This window comes from Aeromonas sp. ASNIH1 (assembly GCF_002934285.1).
GTDB lineage: Bacteria > Pseudomonadota > Gammaproteobacteria > Enterobacterales > Aeromonadaceae > Aeromonas > Aeromonas caviae.
Window position 1 is genome coordinate 1,734,626 of sequence record NZ_CP026228.1, and the last position, 20,811, is coordinate 1,755,436.

21 protein-coding genes and 1 tRNA gene are annotated in these 20,811 nt (G+C 60.7%); 13 read left to right on the forward strand and 9 right to left on the reverse strand.

The window, feature by feature from the left end; genetic code table 11:
- Window positions 1-25 precede the first annotated feature (25 nt).
- The 5 genes from C2U37_RS08430 to C2U37_RS08450 form a co-directional block, all read right to left on the reverse strand.
- A complete protein-coding gene (locus C2U37_RS08430; protein WP_010676065.1) occupies window positions 26-1,015 on the reverse strand; it encodes a 2-hydroxyacid dehydrogenase in 990 nt (329 codons plus the stop codon).
- Between the two features lie 77 nt (window positions 1,016-1,092).
- A complete protein-coding gene (locus tag C2U37_RS08435; protein ID WP_041211972.1) occupies window positions 1,093-1,572 on the reverse strand; it encodes a CreA family protein in 480 nt (159 codons plus the stop codon).
- Window positions 1,573-1,593: 21 nt separating this feature from the next.
- Window positions 1,594-2,040: an Mpo1 family 2-hydroxy fatty acid dioxygenase gene (locus C2U37_RS08440; protein WP_104452117.1), complete on the reverse strand. Its 447-nt coding sequence runs from the start codon at window positions 2,038-2,040 to the stop codon at window positions 1,594-1,596.
- Between the two features lie 426 nt (window positions 2,041-2,466).
- A complete protein-coding gene (locus C2U37_RS08445; protein ID WP_010676062.1) occupies window positions 2,467-3,327 on the reverse strand; it encodes a hypothetical protein in 861 nt (286 codons plus the stop codon).
- A 156-nt stretch (window positions 3,328-3,483) separates the two neighbouring features.
- The gene (locus C2U37_RS08450; protein ID WP_010676061.1) at window positions 3,484-3,870 is read right to left on the reverse strand and encodes a TraR/DksA family transcriptional regulator; all 387 of its coding nucleotides are present in this window, start codon (window positions 3,868-3,870) and stop codon (window positions 3,484-3,486) included.
- A gap of 462 nt (window positions 3,871-4,332) precedes the next feature.
- On the opposite strand from C2U37_RS08450, the gene C2U37_RS08455 reads away from it, so the two are divergent.
- The 9 genes from C2U37_RS08455 to C2U37_RS08495 all read left to right on the forward strand — a co-directional run bounded on the left by C2U37_RS08455 (window position 4,333) and on the right by C2U37_RS08495 (window position 13,635).
- Window positions 4,333-5,664 carry a glutamine synthetase family protein gene (locus C2U37_RS08455; RefSeq protein ID WP_010676060.1) on the forward strand — a complete coding sequence of 444 codons (1,332 nt, stop codon included), beginning with the start codon at window positions 4,333-4,335 and terminating at the stop codon, window positions 5,662-5,664.
- 290 nt (window positions 5,665-5,954) lie between these two features.
- Window positions 5,955-7,316 carry an aspartate aminotransferase family protein gene (locus C2U37_RS08460; protein ID WP_010676059.1) on the forward strand — a complete coding sequence of 454 codons (1,362 nt, stop codon included), beginning with the start codon at window positions 5,955-5,957 and terminating at the stop codon, window positions 7,314-7,316.
- Between the two features lie 54 nt (window positions 7,317-7,370).
- Entirely contained in the window at window positions 7,371-8,468 is a 1,098-nt protein-coding gene (locus C2U37_RS08465; protein WP_039039663.1) for a polyamine ABC transporter substrate-binding protein, read from the forward strand.
- A gap of 123 nt (window positions 8,469-8,591) precedes the next feature.
- Entirely contained in the window at window positions 8,592-9,671 is a 1,080-nt protein-coding gene (locus C2U37_RS08470) for a polyamine ABC transporter substrate-binding protein (protein ID WP_219596388.1), read from the forward strand.
- Between the two features lie 76 nt (window positions 9,672-9,747).
- Window positions 9,748-10,902: a polyamine ABC transporter ATP-binding protein gene (gene potA, locus C2U37_RS08475; RefSeq protein WP_010676056.1), complete on the forward strand. Its 1,155-nt coding sequence runs from the start codon at window positions 9,748-9,750 to the stop codon at window positions 10,900-10,902.
- On the forward strand, window positions 10,899-11,804 hold the full coding sequence (locus C2U37_RS08480; RefSeq protein ID WP_010676055.1) for an ABC transporter permease subunit: 906 nt from the start codon (window positions 10,899-10,901) through the stop codon (window positions 11,802-11,804). The genes potA and C2U37_RS08480 overlap by 4 nt, the downstream gene beginning before the upstream one ends.
- Entirely contained in the window at window positions 11,801-12,643 is an 843-nt protein-coding gene (locus C2U37_RS08485; RefSeq protein WP_104452119.1) for an ABC transporter permease subunit, read from the forward strand. Before C2U37_RS08480 ends, C2U37_RS08485 begins: the two co-directional genes overlap by 4 nt.
- 48 nt (window positions 12,644-12,691) lie before the next feature.
- Window positions 12,692-13,417: an MOSC domain-containing protein gene (locus tag C2U37_RS08490; RefSeq protein WP_104452120.1), complete on the forward strand. Its 726-nt coding sequence runs from the start codon at window positions 12,692-12,694 to the stop codon at window positions 13,415-13,417.
- Window positions 13,418-13,558: 141 nt separating this feature from the next.
- Window positions 13,559-13,635, forward strand: a tRNA-Pro gene (locus C2U37_RS08495).
- Between the two features lie 235 nt (window positions 13,636-13,870).
- Here the strand turns inward: C2U37_RS08495 and C2U37_RS08500 are convergent.
- Both C2U37_RS08500 and C2U37_RS08505 read right to left on the reverse strand, forming a co-directional pair.
- A complete protein-coding gene (locus C2U37_RS08500) occupies window positions 13,871-14,398 on the reverse strand; it encodes an AbiTii domain-containing protein (RefSeq protein ID WP_010676052.1) in 528 nt (175 codons plus the stop codon).
- Window positions 14,399-14,521: 123 nt separating this feature from the next.
- The gene (locus C2U37_RS08505) at window positions 14,522-14,986 is read right to left on the reverse strand and encodes a thioesterase family protein (protein WP_042878596.1); all 465 of its coding nucleotides are present in this window, start codon (window positions 14,984-14,986) and stop codon (window positions 14,522-14,524) included.
- Window positions 14,987-15,117: 131 nt separating this feature from the next.
- On the opposite strand from C2U37_RS08505, the gene recQ reads away from it, so the two are divergent.
- On the forward strand, window positions 15,118-16,953 hold the full coding sequence (gene recQ, locus C2U37_RS08510) for an ATP-dependent DNA helicase RecQ (protein ID WP_010676050.1): 1,836 nt from the start codon (window positions 15,118-15,120) through the stop codon (window positions 16,951-16,953).
- Between the two features lie 48 nt (window positions 16,954-17,001).
- On the opposite strand, the gene C2U37_RS08515 is transcribed toward recQ, so the two are convergent.
- Window positions 17,002-17,304 carry a c-type cytochrome gene (locus C2U37_RS08515; RefSeq protein ID WP_103857781.1) on the reverse strand — a complete coding sequence of 101 codons (303 nt, stop codon included), beginning with the start codon at window positions 17,302-17,304 and terminating at the stop codon, window positions 17,002-17,004.
- A gap of 104 nt (window positions 17,305-17,408) precedes the next feature.
- Here C2U37_RS08515 and C2U37_RS08520 point away from each other — a divergent pair, with 104 nt between their 5' ends.
- From C2U37_RS08520 to C2U37_RS08530, 3 genes are all read left to right on the forward strand, one after another.
- The gene (locus tag C2U37_RS08520) at window positions 17,409-18,836 is read left to right on the forward strand and encodes a protein adenylyltransferase SelO (protein ID WP_104452121.1); all 1,428 of its coding nucleotides are present in this window, start codon (window positions 17,409-17,411) and stop codon (window positions 18,834-18,836) included.
- A gap of 10 nt (window positions 18,837-18,846) precedes the next feature.
- Window positions 18,847-19,134 (forward strand): DUF3630 family protein, encoded by a 288-nt coding sequence (locus tag C2U37_RS08525; protein ID WP_103857779.1) that lies wholly within the window; start codon window positions 18,847-18,849, stop codon window positions 19,132-19,134.
- 144 nt (window positions 19,135-19,278) lie between these two features.
- Entirely contained in the window at window positions 19,279-19,953 is a 675-nt protein-coding gene (locus C2U37_RS08530) for a 7-cyano-7-deazaguanine/7-aminomethyl-7-deazaguanine transporter (RefSeq protein WP_103857778.1), read from the forward strand.
- A 280-nt stretch (window positions 19,954-20,233) separates the two neighbouring features.
- Here the strand turns inward: C2U37_RS08530 and rraA are convergent, their stop codons facing one another.
- Window positions 20,234-20,719 (reverse strand): ribonuclease E activity regulator RraA, encoded by a 486-nt coding sequence (rraA, locus tag C2U37_RS08535; RefSeq protein WP_010676045.1) that lies wholly within the window; start codon window positions 20,717-20,719, stop codon window positions 20,234-20,236.
- Between the last annotated feature and the right edge of the window lie 92 nt (window positions 20,720-20,811).

The window sequence follows — 20,811 nt, forward strand, 5'->3', positions numbered from 1 at the left end:
TGGCGTGGCGACAACGCCTCAGGGATCACTCCACTTCGTTGTCAGAGCGGCCCTGGCTCTCGATGGCCTGGATGTTGCTGAGGGTGGTGTCGGCGATGGCGTGCAGCGCCTCCCGGGTCAGGAAGGCCTGGTGACCGGTGAACAGCACGTTGTGGCAGGCAGACAGGCGGCGGAAGACGTCGTCGGTGATCACCTCGTTGGACTTGTCCTCGAAGAAGAGGTCTTCCTCCTCCTCGTAGACGTCCAGCCCCAGGGCGCCGATGCGGGAGGTCTTGAGGGCCTCGATGGCGGCGTTGGAGTCGAGCAGGCCGCCCCGGCTGGTGTTGATGATCATCACCCCGTCCTTCATCTTGGCGAAGGCCTCCTTGTTCAGCAGGTGATAGTTCTCCTTGAACAGGGGGCAGTGCAGGCTGATGACATCGGACTGACGGAATAGGGTGTCGAGATCCACGTACTCGGCGCCCAGATCGATGGCCGCCTGGTTCGGATAGGGATCGCTCACCAGCAGGCGCATGCCGAACCCCTTGAGGATGCGCAAGGTGGCGATGCCGATCTTGCCGGTGCCTATGATGCCGGCGGTGCGGCCATGCATGTTGAAGCCCACCAGCCCCTCCAGGGAGAAGTTGGCGTCCCGGGTGCGCTGATACGCCTTATGGATGCGGCGGTTGAGGGTCATCATCAGGCCCACCGCATGTTCGGCAACGGCCTCGGGGGAGTAGGCAGGCACCCGCACCACCTTGAGTCCCAGCTCCTTGGCAGCGGCCAGATCCACGTTGTTGTAACCGGCACAGCGCAGGGCGATGACCCTGGTGCCGTACTGCGCCAGCTCGGTCAGCACTTCGCGGTCGGCATCATCGTTGACGAACAGGCAGACCACGGGGAAGCCGTGGGCGAGACGGGCCGTCTTGGCCTCCAGCCGCACGTCGAAGAACTCCAGATCGAAACCGTACTGGGTGTTGGCCTGGTGGAAATGTTCCTTGTCGTAGCTCTTGGTACTGAAAACGGCGACTCTCATGGTGCGCTCTCCGTAGATAATGATGTGGTTAAATTACAACAAATAGTGACCGTCATCACGGGATAAGTGGTGCTGTTTCAACCCCAGGGCATGATGGGGACGGCACTCACTGCACTCTTGTACGAACCATCCACCAACTTGGTGCTGTAAGTCAGATAGACAAGGGCATTGCGCTTCTCGTCGTAAAAACGCACCACCTTCTGCTCCTTGAACACCAGCGAGGTGCTGACGTCGAACACCTCTTCCCCCGCCTTCAGCCTGGCGGGCAGGGTGATGGGGCCGATCTGGTGGCAGGAGAGGGAGGCGTGGGAGGGATCTTCCGCCAGCCCGAGTCCACCCTTGACGCCGCCGGTCTTGGGGCGGGCCAGATAGCAGGCGACACCGGCGATTTTAGGGTCGTCGAACGCCTCCACCAGGATCTTGTGGTTGGGTCCGAGCAGCTTGAAAGCGGTGCTCACCTCGCCGACGGGATCGGCCTTGTCGGCCAGCACCGGGCCGGCCATCAGTGCCCCCAGCAGCAGGGGCAGGGTGCGAGCAAGGGTCTGAAGATGTCTCATGGTCTCTCCTGTTGGCCTCCCTCATAAAGGGATGCCCAAACGACGATAGAGGCTGGCCAGCACCCAGGCGGGGCCTACCAGCAGAAATTGCAGGTCGGTGAGAAAGGAGGGGCGTTTCCCCTCGATATGGTGACCGACGAACTGGGCTATCCAGAACAGCACGAACCCGATGAGGGCAGGCCACAGCAGCGGCCCCTGCCAGACGTGGCAGAAGGCCAGCCCCAGAGCGGTCAGGGCTGTCATCCCCGTAAAGATCGTCAACGACAGCCGCAGGTAGAAGACCAGCACCGGGATGGCCGCCAGCCCCGCCCAGTTGAGGGACGCTGGCAGGGGACCGGCGGGCAGGCACCAGAGCAGTGCCAGGATGCAGAGGTAAATGCCTGGCACCGCCACCTTGTGGATGGCCACATTGACGGGGTGTTGATGGCTCTGGCCGTAGTCGCGAAACCAGTCATCCAGTCGTTTCATGGCACCTCCCTGGTGCGCGTATTGAGGCCGGGCGACCTCGCGTTCCTGTGCGTTTGCGGCGGGCTGCGTCCACCGGATGGGATGACCCGCGGCTGATCACGCTCCCGGCGGCGGATATTCCCAATGCCGGGATACCGTGTCCGTTCATGCTCGCAGCGGTGGATATTCCCAACGTCGGAGACCGTGTCTGCTCATGCTCGCAGCGGTGGATATTCTCAACGCCGGATACCGTGTCCGTTCACGCTCGCAGCGGTGGATATTCCCAACGTCGGAGACCGTGTCTGCTCATGCTCGCAGCGGTGGATATTCTCAACGCCGGATACCGTGTCCGTTCACGCTCGCAGCGGTGGATATTCCCAACGTCGGAGACCGTGTCTGCTCATGCTCGCAGCGGTGGATATTCTCAACGCCGGATATCGTGTCCGTTTACTCCTGCGACGGTGGATATTCCCAATATTGGGCCGGAATGCTTTTGAGCAAGGGGGTCATGTCGGGATTGGGCAGGGCGATGGTGACTCTCTGCTCCAGATTGGCGCTGGCCAGGGCCTCGCGGATCTTGGGGTTCTCCCGAAAGAACGCCATGAAGCTGCCGTCGGCATAGGCACGCTCGAGGCCGGTCTGGATCGCCTTGGCCAGCTTCGGCGACTCCGGGCTGACGAAGAAGAACTCGGCGAAGGGGTAGCGGATCAGCAGGTGCTGATCGATCACCAGGTTGGGATATTGTGCCGCCAGCTCGCTGCGTTCGGCGAAGATTTCCACCAGACCACGGGGGAAGAAATCCAGCTTGTCGCCGTCATTCATCAGGCGAAACAGGTTGCTGTAGCGCCCGGCATAGGTGGGAATGCCTGCCAGCTCCAGGATCTTGTTGTCGGCCCAGCCCACCCCCTGTGCGGCTTTCAGTTTCTTGAGGTCTGCCAGGGTGTTGATCTGGTTGAACCGCTCCTGGGCATCGGCGTGGATGAAGGAGAGGCGCAGCCCTTCCAGGCCACGAAACAGCGGGATTGGTACTGCGGTGAGGGAGGATTCCAGCGCGCTGGAGGTACCCATCCAGAACACATTGATGACCTTGCCCTTGGCAAGCGCCTGCTGGAGGCTGTACTGGTTGAGATTGAGGTCGACCCGCTCCAGCTTGTAGGGCTGCCCGGCGTGGTTGAGCGCCAGTTCCAGCAGCTTGAGCTGGTATTCGTTGTCGAGATCGTTGATCGGTCGGCTGGGGACCTTGACGGTGAGCGTCTGTGCTTGTGCCAGCAATGGCAGGCACAAGCACAGCCTGATGAGCCATTTCACGCTTTGATCTCCTGTAGGATCCGGGACTTGCCCGGAGTCTAACAGAAGTTGTCACGCTCTTGCTGTGAAAGGGGCCGGGGATCACCCGGCCGCGTCATCTTCGGGCATGGCCTGCCCTGTGCCCGGCTCGTACCGAGGCCGGGCTTGTTCGCCGCATCAGGCGACGCGACGGAACACGTGAGTGTCGTTGAATTCCTTGGTGCTCTGGCATTCAACACAGAAGCGGGACTCGGGACGGGCCTGCAGCCGCTTGAGAGAGATCTCGTCGCCACAGGATTCGCAATAGCCAAAATCCCCTTCATTGATGCGCTTCAACGCCCCTTTCAGCTTGCGCAGGTGCAACTTGTCGTGCTCGATGCGGTTCAGCTCCAGGCGACGGGCCTCCTCGACACTGGCACGGTCAATTTCATCCGCCATCTCGTTGGTATCGGTGGCGATAGCCTGGCTGGCCTGGGAGTTGAGACGTTCTTCGAGCTCAAGGATTTGTCGCTCGATCTGGCCTTTGTAGAAGGTCAGTTGGTCTTCTGTCATGAAATCACACATACGGTTTGCTACCAGTCAGTTTCCCAATGTTACCCATTGATGGGGGCTGTCTGTCGTCAGACCAAGCCCTTGTATCCCGTTTTGCACCAAATCCATGCAGGAGAGTGCAAATCAGGGCGGGCCTTGTACCAAAAAAATGCAGACATGCAAAGGAAATTGGATAAGGAGTGTGCGCCCTTGCAAAGAAATGGGCCTTCTCCGACAGGGTCTGACTGAGTATCGAACGAGATCCCGCCGCCGTTGGCATCGAGCTTGCAGTGGGCTGATCGTGACACAAAGTGTTTAGTATTTGGTGCCGCGCTGGTCATTATACAGGCCGTTGTTTATAGTTTTTTAAACACCGCTGCTTGACAAAGGCCTTTATCACGGGCTTTTATGGTGTGGTCGATTACATTTTCTTAACAAGGGCGTTCCTTATATTAGACACCCTTGACAATGGCAACCGTAAAGTCGGGGTTTAACATGGACAGTATCAAGGGCTGGATGGAGAGCAATCGCATCACGGAAGTGGAGTGCCTGTTTCCGGATTTCACCGGCAATGCCCGAGGCAAGATCATTCCAGCCAACAAGTTTCTGCGCGAGGGGGGCATGCGGCTGCCCGAGGTCATCTTCACCCAGACGGTGACCGGCGAGTACCCGGATGACGACAGCATGATAGACCCGCTGGAGCGGGACATGCAGCTCTATCCCGATCCCAACACCATTCGTTTCGTACCCTGGGCGCTGGAGCCCACCGCCCAGGTGATCCACGACTGCTTTGACGTCAACGGCAAGCTCATCGACATCGCTCCCCGCTCCGTGCTGCGCCGGGTTCTGTCATTCTACGAGAAGCAGGGCTGGAAGCCGGTGGTGGCGCCGGAGCTGGAGTTCTACCTGGTGACCCGCAACGAAGATCCCGACTATCCGCTGGTGCCGCCGGTGGGCCGCAACGGCCGCCCGGAAACGGCCCGCCAGTCGTTCAGCATCGATGCGGTGAACGAATTCGACCCCATCTTCGAGGACATGTACGACTACTGCGAGGCCCAGGAGCTGGAGGTGGACACCCTGATCCACGAATCCGGCGCCGCCCAGATGGAGATCAACTTCCTGCACGGGGATGCCATCGATCTCGCCGACCAGGTGTTTCTGTTCAAGCGCACCATGCGCGAGGCCGCCCATCGCCACGGCATCTATGCCACCTTCATGGCCAAGCCCATGAGCAACGAACCGGGTTCCGCCATGCACATCCACCAGAGCCTGGAAGACATGGATGGCAACAACCTGTTTGGTACCAGCGAAGGGGGCAACTCCGATCTGTTCATGCATTTCATCGCCGGCCTGCAGAAATACACCCCGGCAGTGACCGCCCTGCTGGCGCCGAACGTCAACTCCTACCGCCGCCTCACCTTTGGCGAGAGTGCGCCGCGCAACGTGCAGTGGGGGGTGGAAAATCGCACCTGCGGCCTGCGGGTCCCCTTCTCCGAACCGAGCGCACGCCGGGTCGAGAACCGCTTCGCCGGGGCCGATGCCAACCCGTATCTGGCCCTGGCCGCCACCCTGGCCTGCGGCTACCTCGGCATGCTGGAGAAGCTCGAACCCATGCAGGAGATGAAGGCGAGTGCCTATGACCTGCCCTACAGCCTGCCCCGCTCGCTGGAGGAATCGCTGAGCCACCTGGAGCAGTGTGAACCCATCAAGGACATGCTGGGGGAGCGCTTCATCCGCGCCTTCGTGGCCGTCAAACGCAAGGAGTACGAGACATACTTCGGCGTGATCAGCCGCTGGGAACGGGAATTCCTGCTGCTGAACGTCTGATCTGTCCCCGGGGGAGGCGAGGCCTCTCCCCGTCATATCGCAAGCAAGGGGCCGAAGGCCCGCCTCGCGGCGGCGCCCGCGACCCGGAAGGCACCGAGTAAAGGTGAGGCCCGCTCCCGCAATGGAGAGGGGGTCACCTGCAATCAACTGGCGACGATGTTCGCCCCATGGAAAGGCATCGAGCAGGCAAGAGAGTGCCAGCCCCGTGAATGGCAGTGACCGGGCCGGCCATCCGTGCCCTCATGAATGGCGACAAGATTCGCCGAATCGAAGGAACCGAGGAGCAAGCAATGCAGCACACCACCCGTGAGTGGCAGCAACTGGAAGCCAGCCATCATCTGCATCCGTTTACCGATTTTCAGGCCCTGAACAAGAAGGGCAGTCGCATCATCACCAAGGCCGAAGGCGTCTATCTGGAAGACTCCGAAGGCAAGCGCATTCTGGACGGGATGGCGGGCCTGTGGTGCGTCAACATGGGCTACGGCCGTCAGGAGCTGGTGGATGCCGCCACTCGCCAGATGCAGCAGTTGCCCTACTACAACCTCTTCTTCCAGACCAGCCACCCCCCTGCTGCCGAGCTGGCCACCCTGCTGGCCGAGATCACGCCTTCCCACCTCAACCACGTCTTCTTCACCGGCTCGGGTTCCGAGTGCAACGACACCGTGCTGCGCATGGTGCGCCACTACTGGGCCAGCAAGGGACAACCTGACAAGCAGGTGATCATCAGCCGCCACAACGCCTATCACGGCTCCACCGTGGCGGGGGCCAGTCTGGGGGGCATGAAGGGGATGCACGCCCAGGGCGGCTTGCCCATTCCGGGCATAGTCCACATCGACCAGCCCTATCACTTCGGTGAGGGAGAGGGCATGAGCGCCCACGAGTTCGGTCTGGCCCGTGCCCGCCAGTTGGAAGAGAAGATCCTGGCACTGGGGGTGGACAAGGTAGCCGCCTTCATCGGTGAGCCTATCCAGGGTGCGGGGGGGGTCATCATTCCCCCCGAGAGCTACTGGCCCGAGATCCAGCGCATCTGCGACCAGTACGGCATCCTGCTCATCGCAGACGAGGTGATCTGCGGCTTTGGCCGCACCGGCCACTGGTTTGCCAGTGAAGGTTTTGGCATCAAACCGGACCTCATGTGCCTGGCCAAGGGCATCACCTCGGGCTATCTGCCGATGGGCGCCGTGATGGTGGGGGACAGGGTAGCCAGGGTGCTGGTGGAAGAGGGGGGGGAGTTCAACCATGGCTTCACCTATTCCGGTCATCCGGTCGCCTGCGCCGTGGCCATTGCCAACATCCAGCTTATGCAAAGGGAGAGCATAGTTAAGCGAGTTCATGATAGTATCGGCCCCTATTTGCAGCGCCGCTGGGCTGAGCTGGCGGACCATCCGCTGGTGGGGGAAACCCGTGGAAAAGGCCTGGTCGCCGCGCTGGAAATAGTGCAGGACAAGCAGACGAAACGTCGCTTCCCGGCCGAGCTCCATGCCGGGATGACCTGTCGGGAGTTCTGTTTTAACAATGGCTTGGTGATGAGGGCTGTCGGCGATACCATGATCATATCGCCCCCCTTGGTGATCACCGAGGAACAGGTGGATGAATTGGTCAAACTGGCCAGGCTCAGTCTGGACCTGACGGCTGCAAAGCTGCGGGAATAGGCGGGAACCGGGCAGGTTGGCTTACGCATACAATTTGCTTAGGAGACAAGGACTATGTCTTTTAAAAAGGGAATGATGGCTGCTTCCGTGGCGCTGGTCATGATGAGTACCGGGGCGATGGCCGACGAGAAGGTGCTGCACGTCTACAACTGGAGCGACTATATCGCGCCGGATACGCTGGAAAACTTCCAGAAGGAGACGGGCATCAAGGTGGTCTACGACGTGTTCGACAGCAATGAAGTGCTGGAAGCCAAGTTGCTGGCAGGCAAGTCGGGCTATGACATCGTCGTACCGTCCAACCCCTTCCTGGCCAAGCAGATCAAGGCAGGTGTCTTCCAGAAGCTGGACAAGTCCAAACTCTCCAACTGGCAGAACCTGGACGTCGACCTGCTCAAGGCGCTCGAACCGAGCGATCCGGGCAACCAGTACTCCATCCCTTACCTGTGGGGCACCATCGGCTATGCCTACAACGCCGAGAAGGTGAAGGCCGTGCTGGGGGCCGATGCCCCGGTGGACTCCTGGGATCTGGTGTTCAAGCCGGAGAACATGGCCAAGCTGAAGGAGTGCGGTGTCTCCTTCCTCGACTCGCCGACCGAAATGCTGCCGGCCGCCCTGCAATACCTGGGCTTCAAGCCGGACAGCCAGAAGCCGGATGAGCTGAAGAAGGCAGAGGAGCTGTTCCTCTCCATCCGTCCCTATACCGCCTATTTCCACTCCTCCAAGTACATTTCGGATCTGGCCAACGGCAACCTGTGCGTGGCGGTCGGTTACTCCGGTGACCTGCAGCAGTCCAAGGCGCGTGCAGCCGAGGCCAAGAACGGTGTCAGCCTGACTTACACCATTCCGAAAGAGGGGGCAGGCAGCTTCTTCGACATGATCGCCATCCCGGCGGATGCCAAGAACGTCGAGGCGGCCCACACCTTCATCAATTACCTGATGAAGCCGGACGTGATCGCGAACATCACCAACGTGGTGCAGTTCCCGAACGGCAACAAGGCGGCCACGCCGCTGGTGGACGAGGCGATCCGTACCGACCCGGGTATCTACCCGACGCCGGATACCCTCAAGAAGATCTACACCTTCCCGGATCTGCCGGCCAAGGTGCAGCGTCTGATGACCCGCAGCTGGACCAAGATCAAGTCAGGCAAGTAAGAGTGACGAGTACCCCTCCCGGTCCGCAGTTCGGCCGGGAGGGTGGTGACCACCCGACAGGTTGGACGGCGCGTATGGATGCGCGACTGGCAAAATCACACAAATGAGGACTGATAAGTGCACATGACCAAGATGGCAACGCTGGCCCTGACCCTGGGGTTTGCAAATCTGACCCAGGCAGCCCCTGTGGTTCATTTTTACAACTGGTCCGATTATATCGGCGAGACCACCCTCAGTGACTTTCAGCAGAAGACCGGGATCAAGACCGTCTACGACGTGTTTGACTCCAACGAGACGCTGGAAGGCAAGCTGCTGACCGGACGCACCGGCTACGATCTGGTCGTGCCCTCCAACAATTTCCTGGCCAAGCAGATCAAGGCGGGGGCCTTCCAGAAGCTGGACCTCACCCTGCTGCCAAACCTGAGCAACCTGGACCCCATGCTGCTCAAGCAGCTCGAGAAGGTGGATCCGGGCCATCAGTACGCCGTGCCCTACCTCTGGGGCACCAACGGCATCGGCTACAACGTCGACAAGATCAAGGAAGTGCTGGGTGTCGACAAGATTGACTCCTGGGCGACCATCTTCGAGCCGGAAAACATGAAGAAGCTCTCCCAGTGCGGCGTGGCCTTCCTCGATTCGGCGGACGAGATGATCCCGGCGGCCCTCAACTACCTGGGGCTCAACCCCAACAGCCATGAGCCGGCGGACATCAAGCGGGCCGAAGAGCAGCTGCTCAAGGTGCGCCCCTATGTGGCCTACTTCCACTCCTCCAAGTACATCGGTGACCTCGCCAACGGCAACATCTGCGTGGCGGCGGGTTTCTCCGGCGACATCCTGCAGGCGGCGTCCCGGGCCGAGGAGGCGGGCAAGGGGATCAAGATTGCCTACAGCATCCCCAAGGAGGGTGGCAATCTCTGGTTCGACATGATGGCGATCCCGGCCGATGCCACCAACGTGAAAGAGGCTCACGCCCTGATCAACTACATTCTCGAACCGCAGGTCATCGCCAAGGTGAGCGACTATGTGGGTTACGCGAACCCGAACATCAAGGCGGGAGAGTTCATGGACAAGGCCGTGCGCGAGGACGAGTCTGTCTATCCCCCCCAGGCGGTGCTTGAGCGTCTGTATGTGCAGGAAGCACATCCCCGCTCGGTGCAGCGCCTGATCACCCGGAGTTGGACCAAGATCAAATCCGGAACCTAACCTTGGCGCCCATCCCGGGGCGCCAGATTGTATTGATGGATCGGCCCAGGCCGGAATCACCTTTGGGAGTTTGGTAATGGCGATAGCCTCCAGTGCCTACAAGAAAGCCCTCGAGGGCAGCCAGCAGCGTAAAGAAGTGCTGGTCAAAATAGACAGGGTAAGCAAGCAGTTCGACGAAACGCTGGCGGTCGACAACGTGTCTCTCAACATCCACAAGGGCGAGATCTTCGCCCTGCTGGGTGGGTCCGGCTCCGGCAAGTCCACCTTGCTGCGGATGCTGGCCGGGTTCGAGCGACCCACGGAAGGACGGCTGTTCCTCGACGGCGTCGACATTACCGACATGCCGCCCTATGAACGCCCCATCAACATGATGTTCCAGTCCTACGCCCTGTTCCCCCACATGACGGTGGCCCAGAACATCGCCTTCGGCCTCAAGCAGGATGGCCTGCCCAAGGCGGAGATCGATGCCCGGGTGGAAGAGATGCTCAAGCTGGTGCAGATGACCCAGTACGCCCGCCGCAAACCGCACCAGCTCTCCGGTGGTCAGCGTCAGCGGGTGGCCCTGGCCCGTTCCCTGGCCAAGCGTCCCAAGCTGTTGCTGCTGGACGAGCCCATGGGGGCGCTGGACAAGAAGCTGCGCTCCACCATGCAGCTCGAGCTGGTCGAGATCATCGAGCGGGTGGGCGTGACCTGCGTCATGGTGACCCACGATCAGGAAGAAGCCATGACCATGGCCGAGCGGATCGCCATCATGCACCTCGGTTGCATCGAGCAGATCGGCAGCCCGATGGACATCTACGAAACCCCGGCCAGCCGGCTGGTGTGCGAGTTCATCGGCAACGTCAACCTGTTTGACGGCCTGCTGGTGGAGGATGAGCAGGACCACGCCATCATCGCCTGTGCGGATCTGGAGCAGCCCATCTATGTGGGTCACGGCATCAGCTCCCGGGCGGAGAACAAGAAGGTCACCTATGCCCTGCGTCCGGAAAAACTGCTGATGAGCCTGCAAAAGCCGGAAGAGATCGAGCATCCGGACTTCAACTGGACCAAGGGCGAGGTTTATGACATCGCCTATCTGGGCGGCCATTCCGTGTATCACATCCAGTTGCCCTCGGGCAAAATCGTTCAGGCTTTCATCGCCAATGCCGAACGCCACGGCAAACGGCCGACCTGGGATGACCAGGTGTTCCTCTACTGGGAAGATGACAGCGGCGTGGTGCTGCAATCATGAAGGCATTGAGACGACTCAAACAGGTGGGAGGGCGGCAGCTGGTCATCGGTATCCCCTTCTTCTGGCTGTTCCTCTTCTTCCTGCTGCCCTTCATCATCGTCGTGAAGATCAGCTTCGCCGAAGCGGACGTGGCCATCCCGCCCTACACGGACGTGGTGAGCTGGGCAGACAATCAGCTCACCATACTGCTCAACCTGGGCAACTACCTGCTGCTGCAGGAGGATGAGCTCTACATCGCGGCTTATCTGGGGTCCCTCAAGATAGCCCTGGTCAGCACCCTGCTCTGCCTGTTGATCGGTTATCCCATGGCTTACGCCATTTCGCGGGCCAACAAGGAGACCCAGACCGTTCTGCTGCTGCTCATCATGATGCCGACCTGGACGGCGATCCTGATCCGGGTCTACGCCTGGATGGGGATCCTCAGCAACAACGGCCTGCTCAACAGCGTCCTGCTGGGCATCGGGGTGATCGACGAACCGCTGCAGATCCTCAATACCAACCTGGCGGTCTATATCGGCATCGTTTACTCCTACCTGCCGTTCATGGTGCTGCCGCTCTACGCCAACCTGGTCAAGCACGACCAGAGCCTGCTGGAGGCGGCCTCCGATCTGGGTGCCCGCAACCTGACCCGGTTCTGGCAGATCACGGTGCCACTCTCCAAGAACGGCATCATCGCCGGTTGCATGCTGGTCTTCATCCCGGTGGTGGGCGAGTTCGTCATCCCCGAGATGCTGGGTGGTCCGGAGACCCTGATGATCGGCAAGGTGTTGTGGCAGGAGTTCTTCAACAACCGTGACTGGCCGGTGGCCTCCGCCCTGGCGGTGGTGATGCTGGCGGTGCTGATCATTCCCATCATCCTGTTCAACCGCAACCAGGCCAAAGAGCTGGAGGGCAAGGCATGAGACGTTTCGGTTTTGCCAAGCTGATGCTGTGGCTGGGGCTGCTGTTCATCTACCTGCCCATGATCATCATGGTCATCTACTCCTTCAACGCCTCCAAGCTGGTGACGGTGTGGGGGGGGTGGTCGCTCAAGTGGTACTTCGGCCTGCTCGACAACAAACAGTTGATCGGGTCTGTGTTCCGCTCCCTGGAGATCGCCTTCTACACCGCCATCGCGGCGGTGGCGCTGGGGACGTTGGCGGCCTTCGTGCTGACCCGAATCCCTCACTTCCGTGGCCGGACCCTGTTCGGCGGCATGGTGACGGCGCCGCTGGTGATGCCCGAGGTGATCACCGGTCTCTCCCTGCTGCTGCTGTTCGTGGCCATGGCCCAGCTGGTGGGTTGGCCCGCGGAGCGGGGCATGCTGACCATCTGGATAGCACATACCACCTTCTGTACCGCCTATGTGGCAATCGTGGTGTCGGCGCGGTTGCGGGAGCTGGATCTCTCCATCGAGGAGGCGGCCATGGACCTGGGAGCCAAGCCCTGGAAGGTGTTCTTCCTGATCACCATCCCGATGATCGCCCCGTCGCTGGCGGCGGGTGGCATGATGTCGTTTGCCCTGTCGCTGGATGATCTGGTGCTGGCGAGCTTCGTCTCCGGCCCGGGTTCGACCACCCTGCCGATGGAAGTGTTCTCGGCGGTGCGCCTCGGCGTGAAGCCCGAGATCAACGCCATCGCGAGTCTGATCCTGCTGTCGGTATCCCTGTTCACCTTCGGTAGCTGGTATCTGATGGCCCGGGCGGAGAAACGCCGTCGCGCCGAGATCGCCATGACCACCCAGATGCAGGCAGTTGCCTGACCTGCCCCGTGATAAGATCCGCATTCCCCCATCCGTCAGGAGAATGGAATGCGGATCTCCCTCTTCATCGGCCAGAGCGCCGAACTGAACCCAGAGCAGGCCCCCGGCCTCATCAGTGCCATCCACAAGCAGCCTGCCGACGCCCCTCTGTGGTGCGATTTCCTCGGCCTTCGCGGGGATGAGCAGAGCGACAGACGCCATCATGGCGGCCCGGATCGAGCCCTGCACCATTACCCTGCGGAGCACTACGCCTGGTGGAAAACCTGGCAAACCGCGCTGGGACTGCCTGTACCACGCACACCCTGGCAGCCTGCCGCCTTTGGCGAGAATCTCTCTGGTTCGGGGCTGACGGAGGCGCAGGCCTGCATCGGCGATGTCTATCGACTTGGGGAGGCGCTGATCCAGATAAGCCAGCCCAGATCCCCCTGTTTCAAGCTCAACCAGCGCTTTGGCTATGGCCAGCTCTCCCAGGTGATGCAGCTGAGTGGCCGCTGTGGCTGGCTGCTGCGGGTGCTGGAAGAGGGAAGGGTGGATCCGCAGGGGGAGCTGACACTGGTGGACAGACCCTACCCTGAGCTGACGGTGAAGCGCACCGCCGACATCCTGTTCAACCAGGCCCGCAACGAGGAAGAGCTGCAACTGCTGCTGGAGAACCCGGCGCTCTCTCCCAACTGGCGCCAGCATGCGGCTCATTGGCTGGAACATGGAGTGGTGGCGGATTGGAGCCGGCGTTTGCTGGGGCCGACCGAGTTCAGGTTGCCTCGACAGGACTGAAGGCAGGCGGAAAGATACCTTGTGGGCGATTTTTGCTGCGACTCGCTGAATTATTGAGCGTAAAGCCATTTTTTTAGAGTGAATGCAAAAAAAGGCTTGTGTCGGGTCGGGGCTTTCGGTAAATTCTCGCCCCGCAGACATCGGTGTGTAGCGCAGCTTGGTAGCGCACTTCGTTCGGGACGAAGGGGTCGGAGGTTCGAATCCTCTCACACCGACCACATTTGAAAAGGCCGCTCAATGAGCGGCCTTTTCGCATTTGGTCTGTTGAAGCAAAGCTGACATTTCCATTGTCGATTGCTGCTCCTGCTCCGATCTCCCTCATTTGCCCAACTAAAAGGGCCACCGCTCGGTGGCCCCACTGGTGGAGTCTGATCCTGACTCCGGCACTCTAGATTGTGACAATCTCGTTATGGGTCTTGTCGATGGTGCCCTCCTTGCGCCCCAGGCGCTCATTCAGATATGCCAGTGTTGATGCCGCAATGCCTTGAAACCGTGTTGGGTTTGCAGGGCCGCATGCTTGGGGTACTCACTAATGAAATGTGCTATTCCCTCCATCAGTTGTGAACGCAGCGAAGACACGGGCTCATGCCAGGCTTGCAGGCAGAGATGACCAGGGATCAGCTGCTCTCGATACGCTTCCAGCAGTGATTCCGGCCAGGGCTCGATATGGGAATCGTGACGCAGTAAATAGTGGGCGGCGGGTTCACGGGCATAGATGAACTGAACTTGGGCCAGGTCGCGTTGGCTTAGCGTTTGGCTGCCGATATGGCAAGTCAGATATTTCCCCGTCTTCAGATTCAGGAAGTGACCGCGTTGCCGACAGGCAATGATGCGATACCAAGGCAGGGGTGAACAGAGAGAATACCCCTCCAGCTCCTGTTCCAACCAGTGACGGCACTCTGGGGTCTGCACTTCTTCGCGCATGGCCTCAAGTCGTGTCAGCAAGGCTCTGGATGGTTGGGTAGCCAGTATCGCGCTCATCGTCTGCAATCCTCCCTCTGCACAGAATCCCGACTTTCAGTATGGACCCTGAGCGGAGGAGGGGGTAAGAATTCTAATGATTAAAATCAGCTTAGAAGCGCACTTTTTATGCAATAAAAACCATTAGCCGACGAGGTAGGTGCCCGTGCCGAAGGCGATGTGGGTGCCCTCTTCGTTGTGCAGCTCCATGCGGGCGACCGCTACCTTGCTGCCTGCCCGGATGATGTGGGCGGTGGCGATGAACTCGTTGCCGCGACCGGGACGAAGATAGTCCACCCGCAGATCGATGGTGCCAAGCCGCGAGAAGCGCTCCTTGAGATAGCTGGGGGAGAAGTCCTCCAGCTCGTCGATGCAGGAGGCTGCGACTATCATGCCGCCCGCCACGTCGAGCAGGCTGGCGGTGACGCCGCCGTGCAGTATGTTGTGGAAAGGGTTGCCGATGAGCTTCTCCTCCATCTTGATGCGCAGCTCCACTTTATCGAAGTCGTAGTGGGTGACTTGCATGCCGATCAGCTTGTTGAAGGGCATCTTTTCGGCGAACAGGTTGGCTATGCCACTGAGCGCCATCTTCTTGAGCATCTGTTTCATTCCTTCAGTCCGCCCTGTCATCAAAGCCGAGTAAAAACTCCAGCCAGTCTGCAACACTTCCTTAACACTCGCAATGGCAGGTTTATTGTGGGCGGCGGCTGCTTTAGAATGGCGACCCCAAAGGAGAGCCCATGACCGTCATTGCCGAAACCCTGCCTGACCCTCAGCCAGAGAATCCCCTTGCCTTGTTGCAGGCGGTGTTTGGCTATCAGCAGTTTCGGCCGGGCCAGCTCGAGATCATCGAGCAGATAGTGGCAGGGCGCGATGCCCTGGTGCTCAAACCCACCGGCGGCGGCAAGTCGCTTTGCTACCAGATCCCGGCGCTGCTGCGACCTGGGCTCGGGGTGGTGGTCTCCCCCCTCATCTCGCTGATGAAGGATCAGGTCGACACCCTGCGTGCCAACGGCGTGGCGGCGGTCTACATCAACTCGGCCCTGAGCCGGGAGGAGATGATCCAGAACTTTGCCGCCATGCGCCGAGGCGAGATCAAGCTGGTTTATGTGTCCCCCGAGCGTTTGCTGCAGCACGAGTTCATGGACCGGTTGGCGGAGCTGCCCCTCGGCCTGTTCGCCATCGACGAGGCGCACTGCGTCTCCCAGTGGGGGCACGATTTTCGGCCGGAATATGCGGCGCTGGGACGGCTCAAGCAGTGGTTCCCCCAGGTGCCCGTGGTGGCGCTCACCGCCACCGCCGACGAGGCGACCCGCAGCGACATGCTGCACCGGCTGGAACTGAACGATCCCTTCATCCACACCGCCAGCTTCGATCGGCCCAATATCCGCTACAGCCTGGTGGAAAAGTTCAAGGCGGCCGAGCAGCTGCTGCGCTACGTGCAGAGCCAGAAGGGCAACTGCGGCATCGTCTACTGCTCCAGCCGCAATCGGGTGGAGGAGGTGGCCGAGCGGCTATCCCGTCACGGCTGCAAGGCGGCACCCTATCATGCCGGTCTGCCGCTGGAGCTGCGTCAGCAGACCCAGGAGGCCTTCCTCAAGGATGACATCGAGATCGTGGTGGCGACGGTGGCGTTCGGCATGGGCATCGACAAGCCCAACGTGCGCTTCGTGGTGCACTACGACATCCCGAAGAACATCGAATCCTACTATCAGGAAACCGGCCGCGCCGGGCGTGACGGCACTCCGGCCGAGGCGCTGCTGCTCTACGATCCCGCCGACATCGGGCGGGTGCGCCGGCTGCTCGACAACATCGAAAACCCCCAGCAGCTGCAGGTGGAGCAGTACAAGCTCAACGTGATGGCGGCCTTCGCCGAGGCGCAGACCTGCCGCCGTCAGGTGCTGCTCAACTACTTCGGCGAGTACAACGACAAGCCGTGCGGCAACTGCGACATCTGCCTCGATCCGCCCAAGAGCTATGACGGCACCGAAGACGCCCAGAAGGCGCTCTCCTGTGTCTGGCGGGTGGGTCAGAATTTCGGGGTGGGTTATGTGGTGGAGGTGCTGCGCGGATCGCTGAACCAGCGCATCAAGGATCACGGTCACGACAAGCTCTCGACCTACGGCATCGGCAAGGATCAGAGCCACGAATACTGGATGAGCGTCATCCGCCAGCTGATCCACAAGGGGTTGCTGACCCAGAACATCACCCGCAATCTGGTGTTGCAGCTGACCGAAGCGGCCCGCCCCGTGCTGCGCGGCGAGATGAAGCTGGAACTGGCGGTACCCCGCCTGCAGCCCATCTCCAGCCGCAAGGAGAAGCGCAACGGCCTGCTCGACAACGCCAACTACGACAAGCGGCTGTTCAAGGAGCTGCGCGCCCTGCGCAAGCAGATCGCCGAGGATGAAGAGGTGCCGCCCTATGTGGTGTTCAACGACGCCACCCTGGTGGAGATGGCACAGCTCATGCCGATGACCGAGGAGGAAATGCTGGCGGTCAACGGTGTCGGTCACCGCAAGCTGGAGCGCTTCGGTGAGGCCTTTATGGACCTGATCATCGACTATTGCCGTCGGTAGGCTGGCACAACAAACAGTGGAAAGGCGCCCGTTGGTCGGCGCCATGCATTATTTGAGGCTGGCGTAATAGGCCGCCAGATTCTCCATGTCCGCCTCGGTCAGCATCGCCATGAAGGGAACCATCAGCGGCTCGGTACGGGACCCCCCCTTGAACGCCTTCATCTGCTTGAGCAGATAGGCCTGGTTCTGGCCCGCGAGGTGGGGGTAGATCGGGACGCTCGCCTTGCCATCCGCGCCATGACAGGCGGCACAGAGCACGGATTTGGCCTTGCCTGCGTCTATGTCGGCCGCCTTGGCCTGATGGCCCCAGGCAAGCGCCAGCAGGGGCAGGGTATAGACCCACTTTGGCATCGTCTTCTCCTTGAAATGAATAATCGTGATCGCCTGTTAGCCTCGACGAGCCGACGGCGGTATAAAGAGTGACACGAGCATACGCAGGGACAACCCTCATCACCATGAAGTTGATCAACACTTTTGCCACCGAACTCCCCTGGGCTTGCGAGCCCGTTGCCCCGCAGCCGCTGCATGGCCCCAGATTGCTGCATCTGAACCGTGCGCTGCTTGGGGAGCTGGGGCTCGGGAAGGTGAGCGAGGCGCAGTGGCTCGCCTGTTGCGGCCAGGGGCAGCCCCTGCCGGGCATGCAGCCGGTGGCCCAGGTCTATGCGGGCCACCAGTTCGGTGGCTACAGCCCGCGCCTCGGGGATGGCCGCGCCCTGCTGCTGGGGGAGCAGCTGGCGCCGGATGGCAGCCGCTGGGACCTGCACCTGAAAGGGGCGGGCAAGACGCCATTCTCCCGCTTCGGCGACGGCCGGGCCGTGCTGCGATCCAGTATTCGCGAGTACCTGGCTTCCGAGGCGCTGCATGCCCTTGGCATTCCCACCACCCGGGCTCTGGTGCTGCTGGGCAGTGACGAGCCTGTCTACCGGGAGCAGGTGGAGAGCGGGGCGACCGTGCTGCGCACCGCGCCGAGCCATCTGCGCTTCGGTCATTTCGAGTATTTCGCATGGAGCGGGCAGGGGGAGAAGATCCCCGCCCTCATCGACTATGCGCGGCGTTACCACTTCCCCGAGCTGGCCGATGGCGCCGAGCTGTTTGCCGAAGTAGTGCGCCGCACCGCGCGGCTCATCGCCAAGTGGCAGGCGGCGGGGTTCTGTCACGGGGTGATGAACACCGACAACATGTCCCTGCTCGGGCTGACCCTGGATTACGGCCCCTACGGTTTTATCGACGCCTATGTGCCGGACTTCGTCTGCAACCACTCGGATCCGGACGGTCGCTATGCGCTGGATCAGCAGCCTGCGGTCGGATACTGGAACCTGCAGAAGCTGGCCCAAGCGCTAGCCGGCCATGTGGATGGCGACGCGCTCGCGTCGGCCCTGGCCCAGTACGAGCACCAGCTGATGTTGCACTACTCCGAGCTGATGCGCGCCAAGCTGGGGCTGGCGGTGTGGGAAGAGGAGGATCCGGCGCTGTTCCGCGAGTTGTTCCGGCTGCTGGCGGCGCACAAGGTGGATTACCACCTCTTCCTGCGACGTCTCGGTGAGGTGACGCGAGAGGGAGCGTGGCCCGCCCGCCTGTTGGCCCTGCTGCCCGATCCTGCCGTCTGGCAGGGGTGGCTTGAGGCCTATCGGGCGCGCCTCGCCCGGGAAGGGAGCGTGGATGGCGTGCGCAAGGGGCAGATGGACGCAGTCAATCCCAAGTATGTGCTGCGCAACGCCCTGGCCCAGCAGGTGATCGAGGCGGCAGAACAGGGCGACATGGCGCCGTTCGAGCGGCTGTTTGCGGCCCTGCAGCACCCCTATGATGACCAACCCGAATACGAGGATCTCGCCACCCCGCATCCGGGCTGGTATTGCGGGGGCGAGCTCTCGTGCAGCAGTTGAGGAGCCGCAGATGAACTGGCGTATCACGCAGACAGACAGGGAAGCCGGGGTGGTGATGCTGACCTGCCCGGGCCTTGACTGGGACAGCTTCCCGACTCTGGCAGAGGCCCTGTTGCAGGAGTGGGAGCTGGCGGCACTCGAGCGGGAGTGGGGGGCGGATCGCCACAGCTGGCTGCTGGAGTTTGAAGGCAGCCGCTTTCGGCTCGAGTACGAACATTACAGCGGCTGCTGGCTGGCGGCGGAGCAGCCGGACGACGCGGAGGCGCTGCTCTGGCTGGCTCGGCAGTCCTGGGAGTGAGCTTGGCGTGCGATGCGAGTCAATCCCTTGAGATAACCGCATAAAGATTGAACTATCAATTTGGGGGCGTATAATCTCGCCCCTTGATTATCGCCATGGTGGTGATATGGGTTCCCTAACCCCATTAACCAAAAAGGTCACAATATGAACCTGACTCCGGCTCAGTACCAGACGGCACTGATGCGTCTCTCGTTGTTCCACATCCTGATCATTGCCAGCAGCAACTACCTGGTGCAGCTGCCGATCACCATCTTTGGCTTCCACACCACCTGGGGTGCATTCAGCTTCCCGTTCATTTTCCTGGCCACCGATCTGACGGTGCGGATCTTCGGCGCAGGCCTGGCGCGCAAGATCATCCAGACCGTGATGCTGCCGGCATTGACCGTGTCCTACGTGCTCTCGGTGCTCTTCTTCGAAGGGAGCTTCCAGGGGGTGGGCAATCTGGCAGAGTTCAATCTCTTTGTTGCCCGGATCGCGTTAGCCAGCTTTATGGCCTATCTGGTGGGCCAGTTCATGGACGTGGTGGTGTTCAACCGCCTGCGCCTGCTGAAAGCCTGGTGGGTGGCTCCGGCGGCCTCCACCCTGTTCGGCAATCTGGTGGATACCATCGCCTTCTTCAGCATCGCCTTCTGGCGCAGCACAGATCCCTTTATGGCCGAGCACTGGGTCGAGATCGCGACCGTAGATTACGTATTCAAGCTGCTGATAAGTCTGGGGTTGTTTGTGCCGCTTTACGGTGTGCTGCTGCGCTATCTCAGCCGCAAGCTGGTGGGGGAGGCGGGCCTCGCCGGTCTGCAAACGGCCACACGGCAAGCCTGACGACAATGACCACCCGAGCGGTGGTCATTTTTTTGCACTTTTTACAAATAAGGCTTGCACAGTTAAATGAGAATGATTATTGTTACCTTGTTTTCCGGGAAAGACTTCATTCGTTCCAACGTGATGGACTTCTTGTGAAGGCACGACATTGCTCACATTGCTTCCAGTTAAGGGGCCAGTTGTTTACTGGCCCTCTTTTTTTGTCTTTTTTCAGCAGCTTGTAGCCAAATGACGGCCATAAAAAATGGGAGCCAGGGCTCCCATTTTCACTCAGCGCTGTTTACTCGATGTCGAGGGCATCGGGGGAGAGGATCACCCCTGTGGTATCGGCATAGAGGTGGTCATCCGGCAGGAAAGTGACGCCGCCGAAGTTGACCGGCAGATCGGTTTCCCCGATATCCTTGCTGTCGGCGCCCACCGGAATGGCCGCCAGGGCCTGAATGCCGATGTCGAGATCTTCCAGGATATCGACCTCACGGACGCAACCGTAGCAGACGATCCCTTCCCACTCATTTTCCGCCGCCGTGGTGGCGATCTCGCTGTCGATCAGGGCACGCCGCATGGAGCCACCGCCGTCGATCAACAGCACGCGACCAACGCCGTTCTCCTTGACCAGTTCACGGATCAGGCCGTTTGATTCGAAGCACTTGACCGTGGTGATGACGCCGCCGAAAGAGGCGCGGCCGCCGAAGGAGCAGAGCATGGGTTCGAGTACATCCACCATGTCCTGATAGATGTCGCACAGTTCTGAAGTGTTGTATTCCATTGTGTCAGATCCACCGCTGGAAACAGGTGGATCCAGTATAAGGAGTGGGGTTGGCATTTCAACGACTATTCCTTGCCTAGTGGCGGGAAATG